Source organism: Rhizobium sophorae, from assembly GCF_013087515.1.
GTDB lineage: Bacteria > Pseudomonadota > Alphaproteobacteria > Rhizobiales > Rhizobiaceae > Rhizobium > Rhizobium sophorae.
The window spans coordinates 99,742-117,627 of record NZ_JABFCN010000014.1; the positions used below are offsets into that span (position 1 = coordinate 99,742).

A 17,886-nucleotide genomic window follows, 5' to 3' on the forward strand; every position below is an offset into this window, starting at 1 on the left:
CCGTGTCGACGCCCGGCAACACGACGCCGACGGCGGTTGCCGATGCGGGGGATGCGACCGAGAAGGGCGGGGTCGCCAACGGTTCGGGCGGTGTGGTTGCCAGCGGCAATGTGCTGACCAATGACACCGATCCGGATGCTGGTGACACCAAGACGGTGACGGCGATCCGTTTCGGCGCAACGACCGGCACGCTCGGCACGGCCTTGAATGGTACCTATGGCAGTCTCGTGCTCAGCGCATCGGGCGTCTATAGCTATGCCGTCAACGAGAGCAATGCCGCCGTGCAGGCGCTGCGGCAGTCGACCAACACACTGAGCGATGTGTTCAGCTACACCATGCGCGACACTGGCGGTGCCACCGCCACGGCAAACCTGACCGTCACCATCCATGGCGCCAACGACGCGCCGGTGCTTGCGGTCCAGACGGCTACCCAGAACGCCACCGTCGGCTCTGCCTTCTCGTTCACGCTGCCGACGACGACCTTCACCGATGTCGATAGCGGCGAAACGCTCACCTACACGGCAACGGCTGCCGACGGCACGGCACTGCCTGCCTGGCTCGCCTTCAACGCCACAACGCGGACGTTCAGCGGCACACCGACGACATCCGGCACCTACGGCGTCAGGGTGACGGCAACCGACCTCGGCGGCCTTGCCGCCAACGAGACCTTCAACATCACTGCGACAGTGGCGCCTGCGACCTACAGCCTGTTTAACGCCTCCAGCACACCGGCCCAGACCAATCTCAACGACGGTCAGCAGCTCGAGGTCGGCGTCAAGTTCCAGTCGAACGTTGTCGGTGATGTCACCGCCATCAAGTTCTACCGCAGCGCCAACGACAACGGCCAGAACGTCGTCGATCTGTGGACCACCACCGGCACCAAGCTCGCCACCGCCACCTTCACCAATACTACGGCGAGCGGCTGGCAGACGGTGAACTTCACAACGCCCGTCACCATCGCCGCCAACACCACCTATATCGCCTCCTACCACACCACCGGTGCTTACGTCGCGACCGATGGCTTCTTCACCAACGGCGTCAGCAACGGTCCGCTGTCGGCGCTATCCAGCGCTGCGGCTGGCGGCAACGGCGTCTATGCCTACGGCGGATCTGCTACCACGGGTCTCTTCCCGACCAGCACCTATGACTCGGCAAACTATTATGCCGATGTGGTCTTCCGGCCGCAGCTCGCAGCTTGACGCGTCAAACGAGGTTAGAGACGGTTTCGAACGAGGCTTGTAAAACGCAAATGCCAGTCGCTCCGAATGCCCTCATTGAAGGGATGCTGATAAACGGCATCGACCGGCTGCCGGTGACAGTGCTCTCGGGTTTTCTCGGCGCCGGCAAGACGACGCTTCTCAGCCACGTGTTGACCAATCGCGAGGGCCTGCGGGTCGCCGTCATCGTCAACGATATGAGCGAAGTGAACATAGACGCCAGTCTTATTCGAGACGGCGGCTGTAACCTGTCGCATACGACCGAGACGTTGATTGAGCTCAGCAATGGCTGCATATGCTGCACCCTGCGCAACGATCTCCTGACGGAAGTGCGCCGACTGGCCGAAGAGGGGCGATACGACTATCTGTTGATAGAGGGGACCGGAATTGCAGAGCCATGCCCTATCGCGGCAACCTTTTCATTCCGCGACGAGACCGGTGTTTCGCTCTCCGATTTTGCGAAGCTTGATACGATGGTGACCGTCGTCGACGCCGCAAGCCTCCTAGCCGATTACAGCAGCGCTGATCTGCTTCGCGATCGCGGCTTGCAGCGGGACGGTGACGACCGGCGGACGCTCATCGACCTGTTGGTGGACCAGATCGAGTTTGCCGATATTGTCGTGATCAACAAGATCTCGGATGCGAGCGAAGAGGTCCGCGCGGAAGTCCGCAAGACGGTGGCTGCACTCAACCCGGATGCCCGCCAGGTGGAGACGGACTTTGGGAAGGTTTCTCTTGCAACCGTCCTCGACACTGGCCTCTTCGATGAAGCAAAGGCCGCCGCTCACCCGTTGTGGCACAAGGAACTGTACAATCCGGGCGACCATATTCCGGAGACGGAGGAATACGGGGTATCGAGCTTTGTCTATCGCACGAGACGTCCCTTCGACCCCAAGCGGTTTCGAGCATTCCTGGACGAGCCCTGGCCGGGGGTCATCCGCGCCAAAGGCCATTTCTGGCTTGCCACGCGCCCGCGTCACGTGGGTTTGATGTCGGCTGCCGGAGTGCAACGGCGCTGTGAACCCATGGGTCTCTGGTGGGCGGCCGTTCCTCGACAAGACTGGCCTAGCCATCATCAGTTTCGTCAGCATCTCGAGAGCCGATGGGACAGCGCTTGGGGCGACCGCCGGCAGGAACTCGTGTTCATCGGTGTGGGCATGGACGAGACAGGCGTCCGGACCGCGTTGGACGACTGCCTGGCCAGCTCGGACCCGCGGGACTGGTCGGCTCTCGAAGATCCGTTTCCGGCCTGGTAGCACGGGTCGAGGCGGGAGTACCGGCTCGACCGGCCGGACCGGCGAGACAATACCGAACTAGAATTCCTCTTCACCCAGAGTCGGCCACTGAGCAGTCGCCGGAGGCAGCTTTGCGGCCTTGTCGGTCGGGTATGCGGTGAGGGTCATCATATCGGAGTACGGAGTATCACCCACATACCCCAGATTGCTGTCGTACATTCCCTTTCGAAAGCTGGCAGGATGAAGCCTTCCAATGGTGGTCGATGGGAAACGGGGACGCCGCTCTTGCTGAGATTTCATGTGAGGAATCGCGAATATCTAAGTACTGCCGGCGGCACGCCGATCGTCTGTCACCCACCCTCTGTCTGGACCGCATTGGTTGGAACTGCGACCGTGGTGTCTTCAAGCACTCAGGGTCCCTACGGTTTTGCCAATCAGGGCAGCGCAACAGTCCACTCCTCCTTCTCCGGCACGCTCACATCTTCCCTGATATCATCAGGCGACATGCAATCGTTCCCCGCACCGTCGACGGCGATGCCGGCGTCCGCGGGAGAGAGCGGCGCGCAAGATAGTTTCACCAAGACGGCGTCGGCTGCGACGGTGTTCCAGACGCCTTCCTCGACATCACAACGCACCGTGCTTGGCCCGGATCCGTTCGAGGAGGCTGCGACACTGCCTGCCGCTCCCGCGCTTACGGGTGTTACCACCGACGCCGACACTGGAAGCGCCGAGACGGCGGCGCCGGCCAGTTCTTCCACCAGTGCTTCCACCGGTCCCGGCACCACTTCGTTACGCCTCCAGACCTCGGTCGCGAGCCTCTCGGTAGAGCCGAGCCAGGACGCTTCCGTGGAAGCGGCAGCGGCCCCGGCCGCACTCGCAGCGCCGATGGCTGCTGCGGCAGCGGTGACGCCCAACAAGATCGCCCTTGAAAACATGAAGCAGGGCAACCCCATCAGCGAGTGGGGTATCGAGGGCGATGGCGGCGGCACCATCCAAGGCTTTGCCACCGAAACCAGCAGCAATATCGGCCAGACGGTCGATTTCAAGATCGCCACCGATTCCACCCATTACCGCATCGATATCTACCGCATGGGCTATTACGGCGGCGATGGCGCGCGCAAGGTCGACTCGATCGAAAAATCGCTTACCACGGCGCAGATCCAGCCGCATCCGATCGTCGACATGTCGCTCGGTCTCATCGATTGCGGCAACTGGTCGGTTTCTGCCAGCTGGCAGATCCCTGCCGATGCCGTCTCGGGCGTCTATTTCGCCAAGCTGGTGCGCGAGGATGGCACCGAGGATGCAAGCATCATCCCCTTCGTCGTGCGCGACGACGCCTCGACCAGCGATATCGTCTTCCAGACATCGGATACGACATGGCAGGCCTATAATGCCTGGGGCGGCGCCAGCCTCTATTATGGCGAAGTTCCCGTCGATCCCGCCGACATGATCGGCTACCTGCCGCCGAACTGCAGCTGCGGGCTGACCGCGATCGGCCGTGCCTCGGCGGTCAGCTACAACCGCCCGATCATCACCAATACGAGCCCGATCGGCGGCTCGCACGATTACATCTTCGGCGTCGAATCCTCCGCCATCTCGTGGCTGGAGCAGAACGGTTACGACGTTTCCTATATTTCCGGCGTCGATGCGACGCGCAACGGCGCGCTGCTGCTCAACCACGATGCCTATCTCTCCGTCGGGCATGACGAGTACTGGTCCGCCGAGCAGCGCGCCAATGTCGAGGCGGCGCGTGATTCCGGCGTCAACCTTGCCTTCTGGAGCGGCAACGAGTGCTACTGGAAGGTTCGCTGGGAAAGCAGCATCGACGGTAGCGGCCAGGCCTACCGCACCATGGTCTGCTACAAGGAAACCTGGGGCACGAGCTCGGATCCGAGCAATGTCGGCACCGGCACCTGGCGCGATCCGCGCTATGCCGATCCGGGGCAGGAGCCGGAAAATTCGCTGACGGGCACGATGTTCCAGGTGGATAGCTACCGTCAGGATACGATCTCCATTCCCTACGACTATTCGAACCTGCGCTTCTGGCGCAATACCGACGTTTCGGAGCTGCAGGAGGGCGAGACCTATAATCTGGTGCAGAACCTGCTCGGTTATGAGTGGGATTCCGATGTCGAGAACGGCTTCCGGCCTGACGGGCTCATCAACCTGTCGCTCTCGTCGATCTCGGTGGATACATATCTGCGCGATTACGGCACGACGGTCGGTTCGGCGATCGCCACCCACAGCCTCACCATGTACCGGGCGGAAAGCGGCGCGCTGGTCTTCGGCGCCGGCACCGTCTTCTGGTCCTGGGGCCTGAGTGACAACCACCAGGGCCCGGCCACGTCAACCGATCGCAACGTGCAGCAGGCGATGGTCAATATGTTCGCGGACATGGGCATCCAGCCGACCACGCTCGATGCGAGCCTGATCCTCGCCACCCAATCGAGCGACACGCTGAAGCCCACCTCGTCGATCTCGTCGCCGATCATCGGCGCAAGCTTCGTCGAGGGGCAGCGCGTGACGATCACCGGCACGGCGCAGGATTTCGGCGGCGGCATCATTGCCGGTGTCGAGGTTTCTACCGATGGCGGCCAGCACTGGTTCAAGGCCACGGGCCGCGAAAGCTGGAGCTACAACTGGGTCGTCCAGGCAAGCGGCACCTATACGATCCTTTCGCGCGCCGTCGACGACAGCGTCAATCTGGAGGCACCATCGGCCGGCAAGCAGGTCACGGTCACCCTGCCGGGCACACAGGGCCTGTGGACGCTTGCGGAAAAGCCTGCGGTCGAAACGGCGATCGATCGCGATCCGGTCGAGCTCGGCCTGCGCTTCCAGGCAACGACGGCAGGCTCCGTGCAGGGCATCCGTTTCTACAAGGGCTTCTACAATACCGGCGACCACGTCGTCAGCCTCTGGTCCGGCAACGGAACGCTGCTTGCAACCGGCGTGTCGGTGGGGGAATCGCTCTCCGGCTGGCAGACAGTGATGTTCTCCTCGCCGATCCAGATCGCCGCCGGCACGACCTATGTGGCCTCCTATCACAGCAACGGATTCTTCTCCGTCACCGAGAACTATTTCAGCGAGCCCTATGCCAGCGGGGCGCTGAAGGCCGTCGATGGCGGCGGCGTCTTTGCCTATAGCGGCACCAGCACATTCCCCGGCCAGAGCCCCGGTGGCTCGAACTATTGGGTGGACGTGGTTTTTGATGCCGGCCCCAACAGCCAGCCGGTTGCAACCGACGACAGCGGTCTGATCATCGGCCACAACGGAACGCTTATTGTCTCGATTGCCGCACTCGTGGCAAATGATGTCGATGCCAATGGCGATGCGCTGACCATCACCGCCGTCGGCAATGCGCTCAACGGCACGGTCGCTCTCAACACGCAGACCGGAACCATCACCTTCACGCCGGCCAACAATTATTCGGGCCCGGCAAGCTTCACCTATACGCTGTCGGACGGCCGCGGCGGCACGGATCAGGGCAGTGTCAGCCTCACCGTTCAGGCAGGTCCGGCCGGCGAGACGCTGTTTACATCAAGCGAGGGACCGACCGGCAACGGCTTCAACGACAATACGGCGATGGAACTCGGCATGAAGTTCGTCGCGTCCGCAAACGGCACGATCTCGGGCATCCGCTATTACAAGGCTGCCGGCGATACCAGCGTGCATACCGGCTCCATCTGGAGAGCCGACGGCACGCTCGTCGCCACGGTCACCTTCACCAACGAGTCGCTCTCCGGCTGGCAGACGGCAACCTTCTCCACGCCGCTGCAGATCACGGCGGGCGCGACCTATGTCGCCTCCTACCACACGACCGGCAGCTATGTGGCGACCTCGGGCTATTTCAATACGGCCCATACCAACGGCTCCCTGACGGCGCTCGCCGGTGCGAACGGCGTCTATGCGGTCGGATCGGGTTCGACCTTCCCCACCCAGAGCTACCAGTCGACGAATTACTGGGTCGATGTCGTCTACAACCAGTCGACGGGCAACACGGTGCCGGTTGCCGCCAACGACAACGGCTATACGACCTATACCAATACGGCCCTGTCGATTGCCGCAGCCAACCTGCTTGCAAACGACAGCGATGGCGACGGCGACCCGCTTGTTATCACCGGCGCCAATGGCGCGGTCAACGGAACGGTGACCTTCAACAGCCAGACCAACACGGTGATCTTCACACCGAACTCGGGCTATACGGGCGTCGCAAGCTTCTCCTATTCGATCTCGGACGGGCATGGCGGCACGGCTTCGGCCACCGTCAGCCTCACGGTCAATTCGCAGCCCGGCGGCGGCACGACCTCGAGCCTGTTTACCAGCGCCGACACGTCCGGGGTTGCCGCCGCCAATGATGCCAACTCGGTCGAACTCGGCGTCAAGTTCATCGCTTCCGCCAACGGCCAGATCACGGGGCTCACCTATTACAAGAGCGCACAGGATACCGGCACGCATGTCGGCTCGCTCTGGACCACGAGCGGCCAGCTCCTTGGCCAGGCAACCTTCATCAACGAGACGGCAAGCGGCTGGCAGACGGTTTCCTTCACGCAGCCGATCAATGTCACGGCCGGCGTCACCTATGTGGCGAGCTACCATTCGAACGGCTTCTATTCGGCAACCGCGAACTACTTCACGACAGACTATACGAGCGGCGCGCTGACGGCGCCGGCAAGTTCGGTCAGCGGCGGCAACGGCGTCTATGCCTATGGCACGGGCAGCCTGTTCCCGACCGCCTCCTACAATGCCAGCAACTACTGGGTCGACGTGCTCTATCAGCAGGGCGCGCAGAATGCGGTTCCGGTCGCCGCCAATGACAGCGGCTACTCGACCAATACGGGCACGCCGATCACCATCCAGGCCTCGGCGCTGCTTTCAAACGATAGCGATGCCGATGGCGATCCGCTCACGATCACCGGCGTCAGCGGCGCCGTCAACGGCTCGGTCGCCTGGAATGCCCAGGCCCAGACGGTGACCTTTACGCCGACCGCAGGCTATTCGGGACCGGCGAGCTTCAGCTACGCGATATCAGACGGCAAGGGCGGCACGGCCACGGCCCAGGTTGCGCTCACCATCAACAACCCGGCTGCAGGCCCGGAGCAGAACCTCTTTACCGCTAATGCGACGCCTGCAATCGTCTCCACCAACGACAATCAGCAGGTCAATCTCGGCATGAAGTTCCAGGCCGATACGGCAGGCTGGATCACCGGCATCCGCTTCTACAAGGGTGCCGACAATACAGGCCCGCACAATGGCTATCTCTGGACCGCCTCGGGCACGCTTCTCGGCAGCGTCGCCTTCAGCAACGAAACGGCAAGCGGCTGGCAGACCGCGACACTCACCCAGCAGGTGGCGATCGCCGCAGATACGACCTACGTCGTTTCCTACAGCACCAACGGCAATTATTCGGCGACCGGCAATTACTTCAGCGCCGATGTGACGAACGGCGACCTCAGGGCGCCCAGCGGCAGCAACGGCGTCTATGCTTATGGGTCGAGCGGGTTGTTCCCGAGTGCCAGCTATAACAGCACAAACTACTATGTGGACGTAGCATTCAGACCGCAGCTCGCGGCGTGAAAGAAGCGAGCGGGGAGTACCGATGACGAGTGCAGACAACAGACTTCCGGTGACGGTCCTTGCCGGTTTTCTCGGCGCCGGCAAGACGACGATCCTCAACCATGTCCTGCGCAATCGCGAGGGGCGCCGGGTCGCCGTCATCGTCAACGACATGAGCGAGGTGAATATCGATGCTGATCTCGTGCGTGACGGAGGCGCCAATCTGTCGCGGACGGACGAGACGCTGGTGGAGCTCACCAATGGCTGCATCTGCTGCACATTGCGCGACGATCTCCTGAGCGAAGTGCGCCGCCTCGCCGCCGCCGGCCGTTTCGACTATCTGCTGATCGAGGGCACTGGGATTGCCGAGCCGCTGCCGGTCGCAGCGACCTTCTCCTTCCGCGACGAGAGCGGGGCAGCCCTCTGCGACGTCGCACGGCTCGACACAATGGTTTCCGTCGTCGATGCGGTCAATCTTCTGGCTGATTATGAGAGTGCGGAGTTCCTGAGGGATCGCGGCGAGAGCCGGGACGGAGACGACGAGCGTAAGCTGGTGGAACTGCTCGTCGAGCAGATCGAATTTGCTGACGTCGTGGTCATCAACAAGGCGCAGGATGTGCCGCCTGCAGCGCTCGCCGAGGTTCGCCGCATCGTTGCCGCACTCAACCCCGATGCCCGTGTCATCCAAGCCGGCTTCGGTCAGCTGGAGCTCGACGCCATTCTGAATACCGGCCTCTTCAGCGAAGCGAGAGCTGCCCGCCATCCGCTGTGGCACAAGGAACTCTTCGGTTGGGGCGACCATGTGCCGGAGACGGAGGAATACGGTATTTCGAGCTTCGTCTATCGCAGCCGCCGGCCGTTTGATCCCTCCAGGTTACGCGATTTTCTCGACAGGAAATGGCCTGGCCTCATCCGCGCGAAAGGCCATTTCTGGTTGGCAACAAGACCCGACGAAATCGGCCTGCTGTCGATTGCCGGCACGCAGTGCCGCATCGACACCAAGGGCTTCTGGTGGGCGTCCGTGCCGAAGGCGCAATGGCCGCGTTATCCGCAGTTCCGCCAGCTTATCGACCGGCATTGGGACGAGGTTTGGGGCGACCGCCGCCAGGAACTCGTTTTCATCGGCGCCGGCTTCGACGAAGATGCAATCCTTACTGCGCTTGACGACTGCCTGACCGGTGAGGAGACGGGCTTCGATCCGCAGTCCGCCGCCGGGCTTCGGGACCCGTTTCCGGCGTGGCAGCACGCACATTCAAATAGTTAGAGCGTCCTAATAGATGCGAGGCGCCCTAAGGCGAAGACGTTTTGATTATCACCCAAAGGAGAGAACGATGAGCAACGAACTTTATGCAGATGGCATCGGAGAAATCACCATCACGGGAACGATCGTGCGCATCGACCTGATGTCGCTCTCGGCCACCGATCGTGACGCCAACAACAATCCGAAGCCGGTTTTCCGCCAACGCATCATCATGCCGGTCGATGCCTTCGCCAATGCGGTCGATCTCATGCAGAAGGCGCTTGGCGGGTTGGTCGAGGCGGGTGCGGTCCGTCGCATCGGCGATATGTCGGCTGCGGCGGCTGCCGATATCCAGACGGTGCAGGGCGGCGCTTCGAACGCCTCGCCGAACTTCAACTGATAAACAAATATTGCCTCGGTCTCGTATTGTTTCGGGTGGGCCATGAGTGGTTTTCTGCATACCAACCTGCACTGTCTTGCGCTCGTCGCGCGTCATCACGGCGTCGATCTTGCTCCTGAACGATTGCAGCACGATTATGCCGTCGGCAACGATCCCGTTGCCGTGCGGCAGCTGCTGCGAATGGCCAAGGATGCCGGCCTGAGGGCAAGGCATCTGACGCTCGACTGGCGATCCCTGTTCCAACTCGGCGAGGCATTCCCGGTGCTCGCTGAGTTGACGAACGGTAACTGGGTGGTCGTCGCCGGCGCTGTCGGGAGCGGGGAGGATGAGAGAATCCGCGTTCTCGACCCGCTGGCATCACGCGCCGAGGTGATGATGCTCAGCGAAGAGCAGTTCGCCAAGGCCTGGCTCGGATCGGTGATCCTGCTGAAGCGCAACTATCGCATGTCCGATGAGGACCGGCCCTTCGGCTTCCGCTGGTTTGTCCCCGAGATCATCAAGCAGCGCAGCTTTTTCCGCGACGTCGCGCTCGCCGCCTTCGTGCTCTACGGGCTGGGGCTGACGACGCCGATCTTCTTTCAGCTCGTCATCGACAAGGTGCTGGTGCATCAGAGCTATGCGACGCTGACGGTTCTGACGGCGGGCATAGCGATCGCGCTCGTCTTTGACGCGACCTTCACCTTCCTGCGCCGCTATCTGCTGCTTTATGCGACGAACAGGATCGACATCCGCGTTGCGACCCGCACCTTCGGCCATCTGCTCAACCTGCCGATCGCGCTCTTCGAGCAGGCCTCGGCCGGCGTTCTCGTCAAGCATATGCAGCAGACCGGGCGCATCCGCGAATTCCTGACCGGCCGGCTGTTTCTCACGCTCCTGGACGGCGTTTCGCTCCTGGTCTTCGTGCCGATCCTGCTTCTCTACAGCGTCAAGCTGACGCTTGTCGTGCTCGGTTTCGCCGCCCTCGTCGGGCTCGTGGTGATGATGCTCGTCGGGCCGTTCCAGCGCCGGTTGCAGGCGCTCTACCAGGCCGAAGGCGACCGGCAGGCATTGCTGGTGGAAACCGTGCACGGCATGCGCACCGTCAAATCGCTGGCGCTGGAGCCGCGCCAGCGCAAGGTGTGGGACGATTATTCGGCCCAGTCGATCTCCGTGCGTTTCCGGGTCGACAAGATCTCGACCATCGCTCAGGCGATGACCGGACTGCTGGAGAAGCTGATGAGCGTCGCGATCATCGGCCTCGGCGCGCTCGACGTCTTCAGCGGCGCGATGACGATCGGCGCGCTGGTCGCATTCAACATGCTCGCCGGTCGGGTCTCGGGACCACTGGTGCAGATCGTCACTATGGTGCACGAATACCAGGAAGTCGCGCTCTCCGTGCGCATGCTCGGCGAGATCATGAACCAGCGGCCGGAGCAGGCGGGCCGCGGGCGAGGTGTTCGGCCGCATCTGCAGGGCCGCATCGAATTCGACAGGGTCAGCTTCCGTTACGGCCCGGATAGCGCGCCGGCGCTCGACAATGTCTCCTTCGCCATTCCGGCGGGCTGCCTCTTCGGCGTGGTCGGCAAGAGCGGCTCGGGCAAGACGACGATCACAAGGCTCATCCAAGGGCTCTATCAGAGCCAGGAAGGCCTCGTGCGCATGGATGGCTATGACAGCCGCGAGATCGACCTCGTGCATCTGAGAACGAGCATCGGCGTCGTGCTGCAGGATAGTTTCCTGTTTCGCGGCTCGGTGCGCGAGAATATTGCCGCCGCCAAGCCCGATGCCAGCATCGAGGAGATCATGGAAGTCGCCCGCATTGCCGGTGCCGAGGAGTTCATCGAGCGCCTGCCGCGCGGCTTTGACACGATGCTGGAGGAAAACGCCTCCAACCTGTCAGGCGGCCAGAAGCAGCGGCTTGCCATTGCCCGCGCGCTGATCACCGATCCGAAGCTTTTGATCTTCGACGAGGCGACGAGCGCGCTCGACCCCGACAGTGAGGCGATCATCCGCGAGAATCTGAGCCGCATCGCCGCCGGCCGCACCGTCATCATCGTCTCGCACCGGCTTTCGACGCTCGTCGATGCCGATGCCATCCTCGTCATCGAGCGCGGCAAGGTCGCCGATATCGGCCGGCACGATCAGCTTGTATCGCGCTGCATGACCTATCGCCACCTGTGGGCCCAGCAGATGAGGCAGGTCGCATGAACGCGCACAACAGAAAACCCAGCGAAAACCTGCCGGTCCCTTCAGGCAAAGGCCCTTCAGACAAGGCGGCCTCAGGCAAGGGAAGGGAACTGACCGCCCGCCCACCGTTGCCGCCGGCCATTGCGGAATTCCAATCCGATGCCGTCGAGCTCGAGGAACGCGCGCCGCCCAGAGTTGCGCGCATGACGCTCTATTGCGTGACGGCGCTGATTGCCGCGGGGATTATCTGGGCCTCGGTCTCGTCGATCGACGAGGTGGTGATTGCGCCCGGCAAGCTCGTCACCACCCAGCCGACCATCGTCGTCCAGCCGCTCGAAACCTCGATCATCCGCACGATCGAGGTGAAGGCCGGCGAAGTGGTGCATGCCGGGCAGACGCTCGCGACCCTCGACGCCACGTTCAGCCAGGCCGATGTCGACCAGCAGCAGGCGAAATTCTCTGCCCTCGACGCCCAGGTGAGGCGTATCGAGGCCGAGCTTGCCGGCAACGACTACACGAAGATGGCGGGAGATACGCCCGACCAGATGCTGCAGGCGCAGCTCTTCGGCCAGCGACAGGCCTTCTACATGGCGCAGCTGCAGAATTTCGAGCAGCAGATAGCCGGTCAGTCGGCCGCTCTTGCGGCGAGCAAGAACCAAGAGGCCGTGCTCAACGACAGGCGCGACGGGCTCTCGCAGATCGAGGCAGCGCGGGAGCGACTCTATAACAAACAGAGCGGCTCGCTGATCACGCTGCTCGGCTCGCGCGACGCTCGCCTGGACGTCGAATCCGACCTGACCGCCGTCCGCGGCCGGGCCGACGAGGCCGTCCACGCCTATGCTAAGCTCCAAGCCGACCGCCAGGCCTTCATCGAGGATTTCCGCCGCGCCGCAATGGAGCAACTGGTGGAATTGCGCGGCCAGCGTGACATGGCTGACGAGGAACTGAAAAAGATGGAACTGCGCCGCAACATGGTGGCGCTGACCGCACCCGCCGATGCCGTCGTGCTCGATCTCGCCCAGCGCTCGGTCGGTTCAGTGGTGCGCGAGGCGGAACCGGTCGTGACGCTGGTGCCGATTAACGTGCCGCTCGAAGCCGAAGTCTCGATCAACACCCGCGACATCGGCCGCGTCGCCGTCGGCAAGGAAGCTCGCATCAAGCTCGACGCCTATCCCTTCCAGAAATACGGCACCGCCTCGGGCGAGGTGAGAACCATAAGCCAGGACACGTTCCTCACCGGCCAACAGGAGCAGACAGAGACCCCGAGCCAGCCGGCCGCCCCGTTCTTCAAGGCGCGGATCCTGCTTGCCGATACCCGGCTGAATGCCGCAGATGTGCCGGTGCGGCTGCTTCCCGGCATGACCGTGTCCACGGAAATCAAGGTCGGCAAACGAACGGTGATCTCCTATTTCCTGTATCCGCTGATGCGTGGCCTCGATAACGCAATTCGCGAACCGTAGGTCACGCCGGACTAGTTCGCTCCGACGGGATCCCGAGTGAGCGTCGAGGCAGATATTTCGCATCCCATAGCGGCTGCCTGGTTGGCCCGTATTTTGCAGAAACAGGACACTTTAACTTTGCTGGCATGTCGCAGTTGGGAATAGAATGTACCTTCACAAACAACAAATTGCGGCGTAACGCATATTATGGAACTACAATACACGAATCAAAGCTGACGCACCGCGGCCGGACGATCCGGCCTTTGCCCGCCAAGAGCACATCATAACGAGATAGCGCGAGTCTTTGAAACGTCCTTCCGTGACAAGATCGAAACGCGAGAGGATCTCCCTTTCTGGCTCGCCGACAAGACTGCCTTCGATATAGGAGCTCCGCTGGACCCAATCCGGCATTCGATTGAGAATCAGAAAAAAGGTCGCCAATGATAGCGTAATGGCCGTCGCCCCTGACGCTATCGGGACAAGAGGTTTCCTCAGAGCTGAGACCAGCATCCGCCGGACCGCAGGATAGCGCGCTTCACCTTGAGACGCGACGGAATAGACGCGTAGGGGCTTGCTGAGGTTTTTGACGTAGTGCTCGCCAATCTTCCGAAGCTCGGTCGGAAGTTTCTTGTCCACGTGTTCGAATACATTCTCCGAAATGCCGCCAGGTTGTGCAATAGCCTCAAGCCTTGCGGCTATATTTACGCCACCACCAAGTACATCGCCGTTGGGCTGAAGTGCGACATCGCCGATGTTGATCCCTATCCGATAGCGTAATCGTTCAGCAAGCGGCTGCATATCGTTGTAGCGCTCATGCTGGTCTTGGGTTTCGATGGCGGCCAAAACGGCTTCGACCTGACGCTGTCTCCTGCAGTATTGGCAATATGACCTCCGTTGCCCGCGATCAGGGGATCCATGATCATTCGCAACTCGCGAAGATGCGACAATGCCGCCGTCTCGTTGCTCTCGATGTGCGCGCTGTACTGGGCGATGTCAGCAGCAAAAATCGTAGCGAGTTTTCGGGTCATTCTAGCCTTGCTACTTCTCAACGCTTTCTCGCGAGCTCCCGCGATAAATATCTCGATACCACGCGACAAGCGTAGGGAGAGATTTTCCTTTCGCCCTGCTGACGAAGCTCCGATAAATGCCGTACTTAAAGTAGACCGCTGCCTTGCGATCGACGTTAGGCCCACGCAGGCTGACCTTCTGCGCCCCGTTGACCCACACTTGAATGAATCCATCGTTGCTCTGGGACCATTTCGCGTTCACGGTGACGTCAGTCCATCGCCCGTTCATCGATGATGCCGACAGCAACGCAATCTGCCTCAGGGGTCTCAGCGGGGCCATTGGATTGGCCTGCCTAGCGGCGGGGTTAGACAGCTCGAAAATGTACTGGCCGTCTTGGATCTGGAATAGGACTTTCTGATGGAACTGTCCCAGCTTGGTGTTCAACGGTGCAGTCTGAGGCCAATCCTTCGGTATGAAAACTGAAAAATGATACCAGTATTCCCGATTCAACGACGAAGCGGGCAAGCTCTCCGACCGCTCGGCCCGCTCTCGATCATCCCGGCAATCGCCAATGCTTTTCGGACAATCGCCGGCGCGAAGTTCGAAGCGCTCTGCGTTGGTGCCGTCAGGCGCTTTAGATCTACTATAAGCGTAGGGTGCCGCCGACTGGAGTTGAAATGAGCTGAACCCAGCGGCGCAGGCGTAATATGGCATCAAACCAGTTAGGGGTCGGCACAAGAGCAGCTCGAAATCGTACTAGGCTTCTATCAACCAAAGACAGCCAGCCGCGACAGTCGTCGTGTTCGCCCGGAAGAATCTCAATGTCGTCAGTGGCAACGAAGCCGGCGTTCGTTTTCGCATTGCTATGTGGTCGAGCCGGTGGCAACGTCGCGCCGATATCGCTCGCCCAACAGGACACCGCATTTGACCGATACCAAGCTGCGATCAGCAGACCCGGAACTGGAGCACCAGACCCGGCGAGGTCTGCCATCGCTCGTTCTCGCCGCCTTAGGTGTTGTTTATGGCGACATCGGGACTAGCCCGCTCTACGCGTTTAGGGAAGCCCTCCATGCCACCGGCGGATCGGGGGCGCACCACGCAAACGTGCTCGGCATACTTTCGCTGATCGTCTGGGCGCTCACGATCGTAGTCACCTTGAAGTACGTGACGTTCGTGCTGAAGGCGGACAACCGGGGTGAAGGCGGCACGCTATCTCTCATGACTCTCGCTCGCGAAGGTCTTGCGGGACGCCCGAAGTGGGTGCTTGTCCTCGGTGTGATCGGCGCCTCGCTGTTTCTCGGCGACGCGATCATCACGCCTGCGATCTCAGTCCTGTCTGCGGTCGAGGGCATCGAGGTGGTCGCACCGGCGTTGTCCAACTGGGTTGTGCCGATCACTCTCACGATCATCGCCGTGCTGTTTTTCGTCCAGCGGTTCGGGACGAGCGGCGTGGCGTCGGTGTTCGGTCCCGTAACGGCTCTGTGGTTTATCGTCCTTGGCGTCAGCGGAGCGATCCACATCTTTGACGACCCGTCGGTGTTAGCCGCAGTCAATCCGGTACACGCACTCCGATATATCGCAAACAACATCGGCTCGGCCATCGCGGTGCTCGGGGCCGTCTTTCTTGCCGTGACCGGCGCGGAGGCCCTGTATGTCGACCTTGGCCATTTCGGACGCCGTCCGATCGTCACGGCGTGGTTTTCGCTCGTCTTCCCCAGTCTGCTTCTGAATTACTTCGGCCAGGGAGCGTTCGTACTCGCCAACCCGCAGATGGCGGAGCATCCCTTTTTCAGCATGCATCCGGAGTGGGCGCGGATTCCTATGGTCTGTCTGGCCACCGCGGCAACGGTCATCGCCAGCCAGGCCGTGATCTCAGGCGCTTATTCCCTCGTCCGTCAGGCGATGCACCTCAACTTGCTTCCGCGCCTGCGCATCCTTCATACCTCCGAAACACAATCCGGACAGATCTTCATGCCGCAGGTGAACAACCTGCTGTTCATCTTCGTGGCTGCTCTGGTACTCTTCTTCCAAAATTCAAGCGGCCTTTCCGCCGCTTACGGTATCGCCGTGACAGGCGAAATGTTCATCACTTCAATCCTCCTGTTCATCGTGATGCGCCGTATCTGGAGCTGGAAGCTGGCGGCGGCTCTTGCAGTCATCGTGCCGATTACGTTGATCGACGCCGGGTTTCTAGCCGCCAACATCGCGAAGTTCGCAGAAGGCGGATGGGTTCCTGTTGCGGTGGCGTCGACGATGGCGCTCATCATGCAGACATGGACGGCGGGGCGTCGGCTGCTTGCTGCCCGCACCAAGGCTGACGAAATCCCACTTTCGGCGATCATCGACAACCTGGCTCGGAAGAAGCCGCCTACAGTGCCTGGCACTGCAATGTTCCTGACGAGCGACATCGAAGGCGCGCCGACCGCACTCCTCCATAGCCTGAAGCACTACAAGGTGCTCCATGAGCAGAACGTCATTCTCAGCGTCGTGACTTCGACTACGCCTTTCGTCCCGGACGATGAGAAAATCTTTCTCGAAAGTTTCAATCGCCACTTCAGTCGGCTGGTGATCACGTTCGGCTACATGGAGACGCCCAACATTCCTCGTGCGCTCGTTCTCGCCCGCAAGCTTGGCCTGAAGTTCGACATCATGTCGACCTCGTTCTTCCTTTCCCGCCGAACGATCCTCCCGTCGAAGAAAGGCGGCCTGCCGTTCTGGCAGGACCGGCTGTTCATCTCGCTCGCGGAGAATGCCAGCAATGCGACAGACTACTTCGGGCTGCCGTCGGGGCGGGTGGTCGAACTCGGGCTGCAGACAACCATCTAGCGGCTGCCGATGAGCGCCGATCTTGCGTCACATTGCGAGGAACGCCGATCTTGTCCGTCTTCGATCTCATCTCGCTGCTCCTGGTAAACCGAGAGCGGTGGGGGGCGTGCGCGAAAAGTACGCTCGCCTGCACAGATCGATGTCTTGCATTCCAAGCGCGAGTCTCTCGATATATCATCGATTGTAGATCTAAGATCACACGGCGGAAGGTCAAGGAATGTTGTTTAGGAGACGGAGGCCGCTCTCACTGGCTGAGCGCATCCGCGCCGTCTTTGGCCATCCAAGGGGCTGTTGCGGTCCATCCGGTACATTGCCATTCGAGTGCTTCGGTTGAAGGTTACTCCTCATGCCGTTGCGGCTGGCGTTGCGGCAGGTGTCGCCGTGTCCTGTACGCCGTTCCTGGGCTTTCACTTCGTGACGGCGTTTTGTTTAGCCTTCATCCTCAAAGGCAATATGATCGCGGCCGCGCTCGGGACGGCATTTGGGAACCCTTTTACCTTTCCGCTGATCTTTGCTGCCGCCTACCGGATTGGCATCTTTCTGTTGGGCCGGGCGCCCGAGAGAGTGGGTGAAGCCAATTTGTTTACCCTTCTTCGGCACCTCGATTTCGCACCGCTTTGGTATCCGATCCTAAAGCCGGTGCTTATCGGAGGTCTTCCGCTCGCCGCGTTATGCGGTGGGGTTTTTTATGCATTGACCTGGCAAGGCGTTCGCTTGTTCCAGCAACGAGGAAAGCGGCGGACTTTGTTAAGATCCAAACGAGGGGCGGCGCGCGAAGATCGTTAAGGGCAGAAGAACTTGG

General features: G+C 61.3%; 10 protein-coding genes and 1 pseudogene. 9 read left to right on the top strand and 2 right to left on the bottom strand.

Annotated elements, in window-relative coordinates; all coding sequences use genetic code 11:
• The 7 genes from G9X64_RS36460 to G9X64_RS08420 all read left to right on the top strand — a co-directional run.
• A partial coding sequence (locus tag G9X64_RS36460; RefSeq protein ID WP_246270931.1) for a DUF4082 domain-containing protein occupies window positions 1–1,199 on the top strand: 1,199 nt, incomplete at its 5' end.
• A gap of 50 nt (window positions 1,200–1,249) precedes the next feature.
• Entirely contained in the window at window positions 1,250–2,473 is a 1,224-nt protein-coding gene (locus G9X64_RS08395) for a GTP-binding protein (RefSeq protein WP_171376360.1), read from the top strand.
• Window positions 2,474–2,692: 219 nt separating this feature from the next.
• A complete protein-coding gene (locus G9X64_RS08400) occupies window positions 2,693–8,026 on the top strand; it encodes a DUF4082 domain-containing protein (RefSeq protein WP_171376361.1) in 5,334 nt (1,777 codons plus the stop codon).
• Between the two features lie 22 nt (window positions 8,027–8,048).
• Window positions 8,049–9,269 (top strand): GTP-binding protein, encoded by a 1,221-nt coding sequence (locus G9X64_RS08405; protein WP_171376362.1) that lies wholly within the window; start codon window positions 8,049–8,051, stop codon window positions 9,267–9,269.
• A gap of 67 nt (window positions 9,270–9,336) precedes the next feature.
• Window positions 9,337–9,645 carry a hypothetical protein gene (locus G9X64_RS08410; RefSeq protein ID WP_168307711.1) on the top strand — a complete coding sequence of 103 codons (309 nt, stop codon included), beginning with the start codon at window positions 9,337–9,339 and terminating at the stop codon, window positions 9,643–9,645.
• A gap of 42 nt (window positions 9,646–9,687) precedes the next feature.
• The gene (locus tag G9X64_RS08415; protein ID WP_168307712.1) at window positions 9,688–11,832 is read left to right on the top strand and encodes a peptidase domain-containing ABC transporter; all 2,145 of its coding nucleotides are present in this window, start codon (window positions 9,688–9,690) and stop codon (window positions 11,830–11,832) included.
• Entirely contained in the window at window positions 11,829–13,271 is a 1,443-nt protein-coding gene (locus G9X64_RS08420; RefSeq protein ID WP_171376363.1) for an HlyD family type I secretion periplasmic adaptor subunit, read from the top strand. The genes G9X64_RS08415 and G9X64_RS08420 overlap by 4 nt, the downstream gene beginning before the upstream one ends.
• A 192-nt stretch (window positions 13,272–13,463) precedes the next feature.
• On the opposite strand, the gene G9X64_RS08425 is transcribed toward G9X64_RS08420, so the two are convergent.
• Window positions 13,464–14,093: an adenylate/guanylate cyclase domain-containing protein gene (locus G9X64_RS08425; protein ID WP_171376364.1), complete on the bottom strand. Its 630-nt coding sequence runs from the start codon at window positions 14,091–14,093 to the stop codon at window positions 13,464–13,466.
• A 195-nt stretch (window positions 14,094–14,288) separates the two neighbouring features.
• On the bottom strand, window positions 14,289–14,972 hold the full coding sequence (locus G9X64_RS37260) for a polysaccharide lyase family 20 protein (RefSeq protein ID WP_171376365.1): 684 nt from the start codon (window positions 14,970–14,972) through the stop codon (window positions 14,289–14,291).
• 210 nt (window positions 14,973–15,182) lie between these two features.
• On the opposite strand from G9X64_RS37260, the gene G9X64_RS08435 reads away from it, so the two are divergent.
• Entirely contained in the window at window positions 15,183–17,084 is a 1,902-nt protein-coding gene (locus tag G9X64_RS08435; RefSeq protein WP_168307716.1) for a potassium transporter Kup, read from the top strand.
• A 217-nt stretch (window positions 17,085–17,301) separates the two neighbouring features.
• A pseudogene (locus tag G9X64_RS08440) lies at window positions 17,302–17,870 on the top strand (DUF2062 domain-containing protein).
• Window positions 17,871–17,886: the final 16 nt, after the last annotated feature.

Coding starts and splice junctions, on each gene's coding strand:
- G9X64_RS08395 (WP_171376360.1), top strand. CDS start 1,250: ATGCCAGTCGCTCCGAATGCCCTCATTGAAGGGATGCTGATAAACGGC.
- G9X64_RS08400 (WP_171376361.1), top strand. CDS start 2,693: ATGAAGCCTTCCAATGGTGGTCGATGGGAAACGGGGACGCCGCTCTTG.
- G9X64_RS08405 (WP_171376362.1), top strand. CDS start 8,049: ATGACGAGTGCAGACAACAGACTTCCGGTGACGGTCCTTGCCGGTTTT.
- G9X64_RS08410 (WP_168307711.1), top strand. CDS start 9,337: ATGAGCAACGAACTTTATGCAGATGGCATCGGAGAAATCACCATCACG.
- G9X64_RS08415 (WP_168307712.1), top strand. CDS start 9,688: ATGAGTGGTTTTCTGCATACCAACCTGCACTGTCTTGCGCTCGTCGCG.
- G9X64_RS08420 (WP_171376363.1), top strand. CDS start 11,829: ATGAACGCGCACAACAGAAAACCCAGCGAAAACCTGCCGGTCCCTTCA.
- G9X64_RS37260 (WP_171376365.1), bottom strand. CDS start 14,972: ATGCCATATTACGCCTGCGCCGCTGGGTTCAGCTCATTTCAACTCCAG.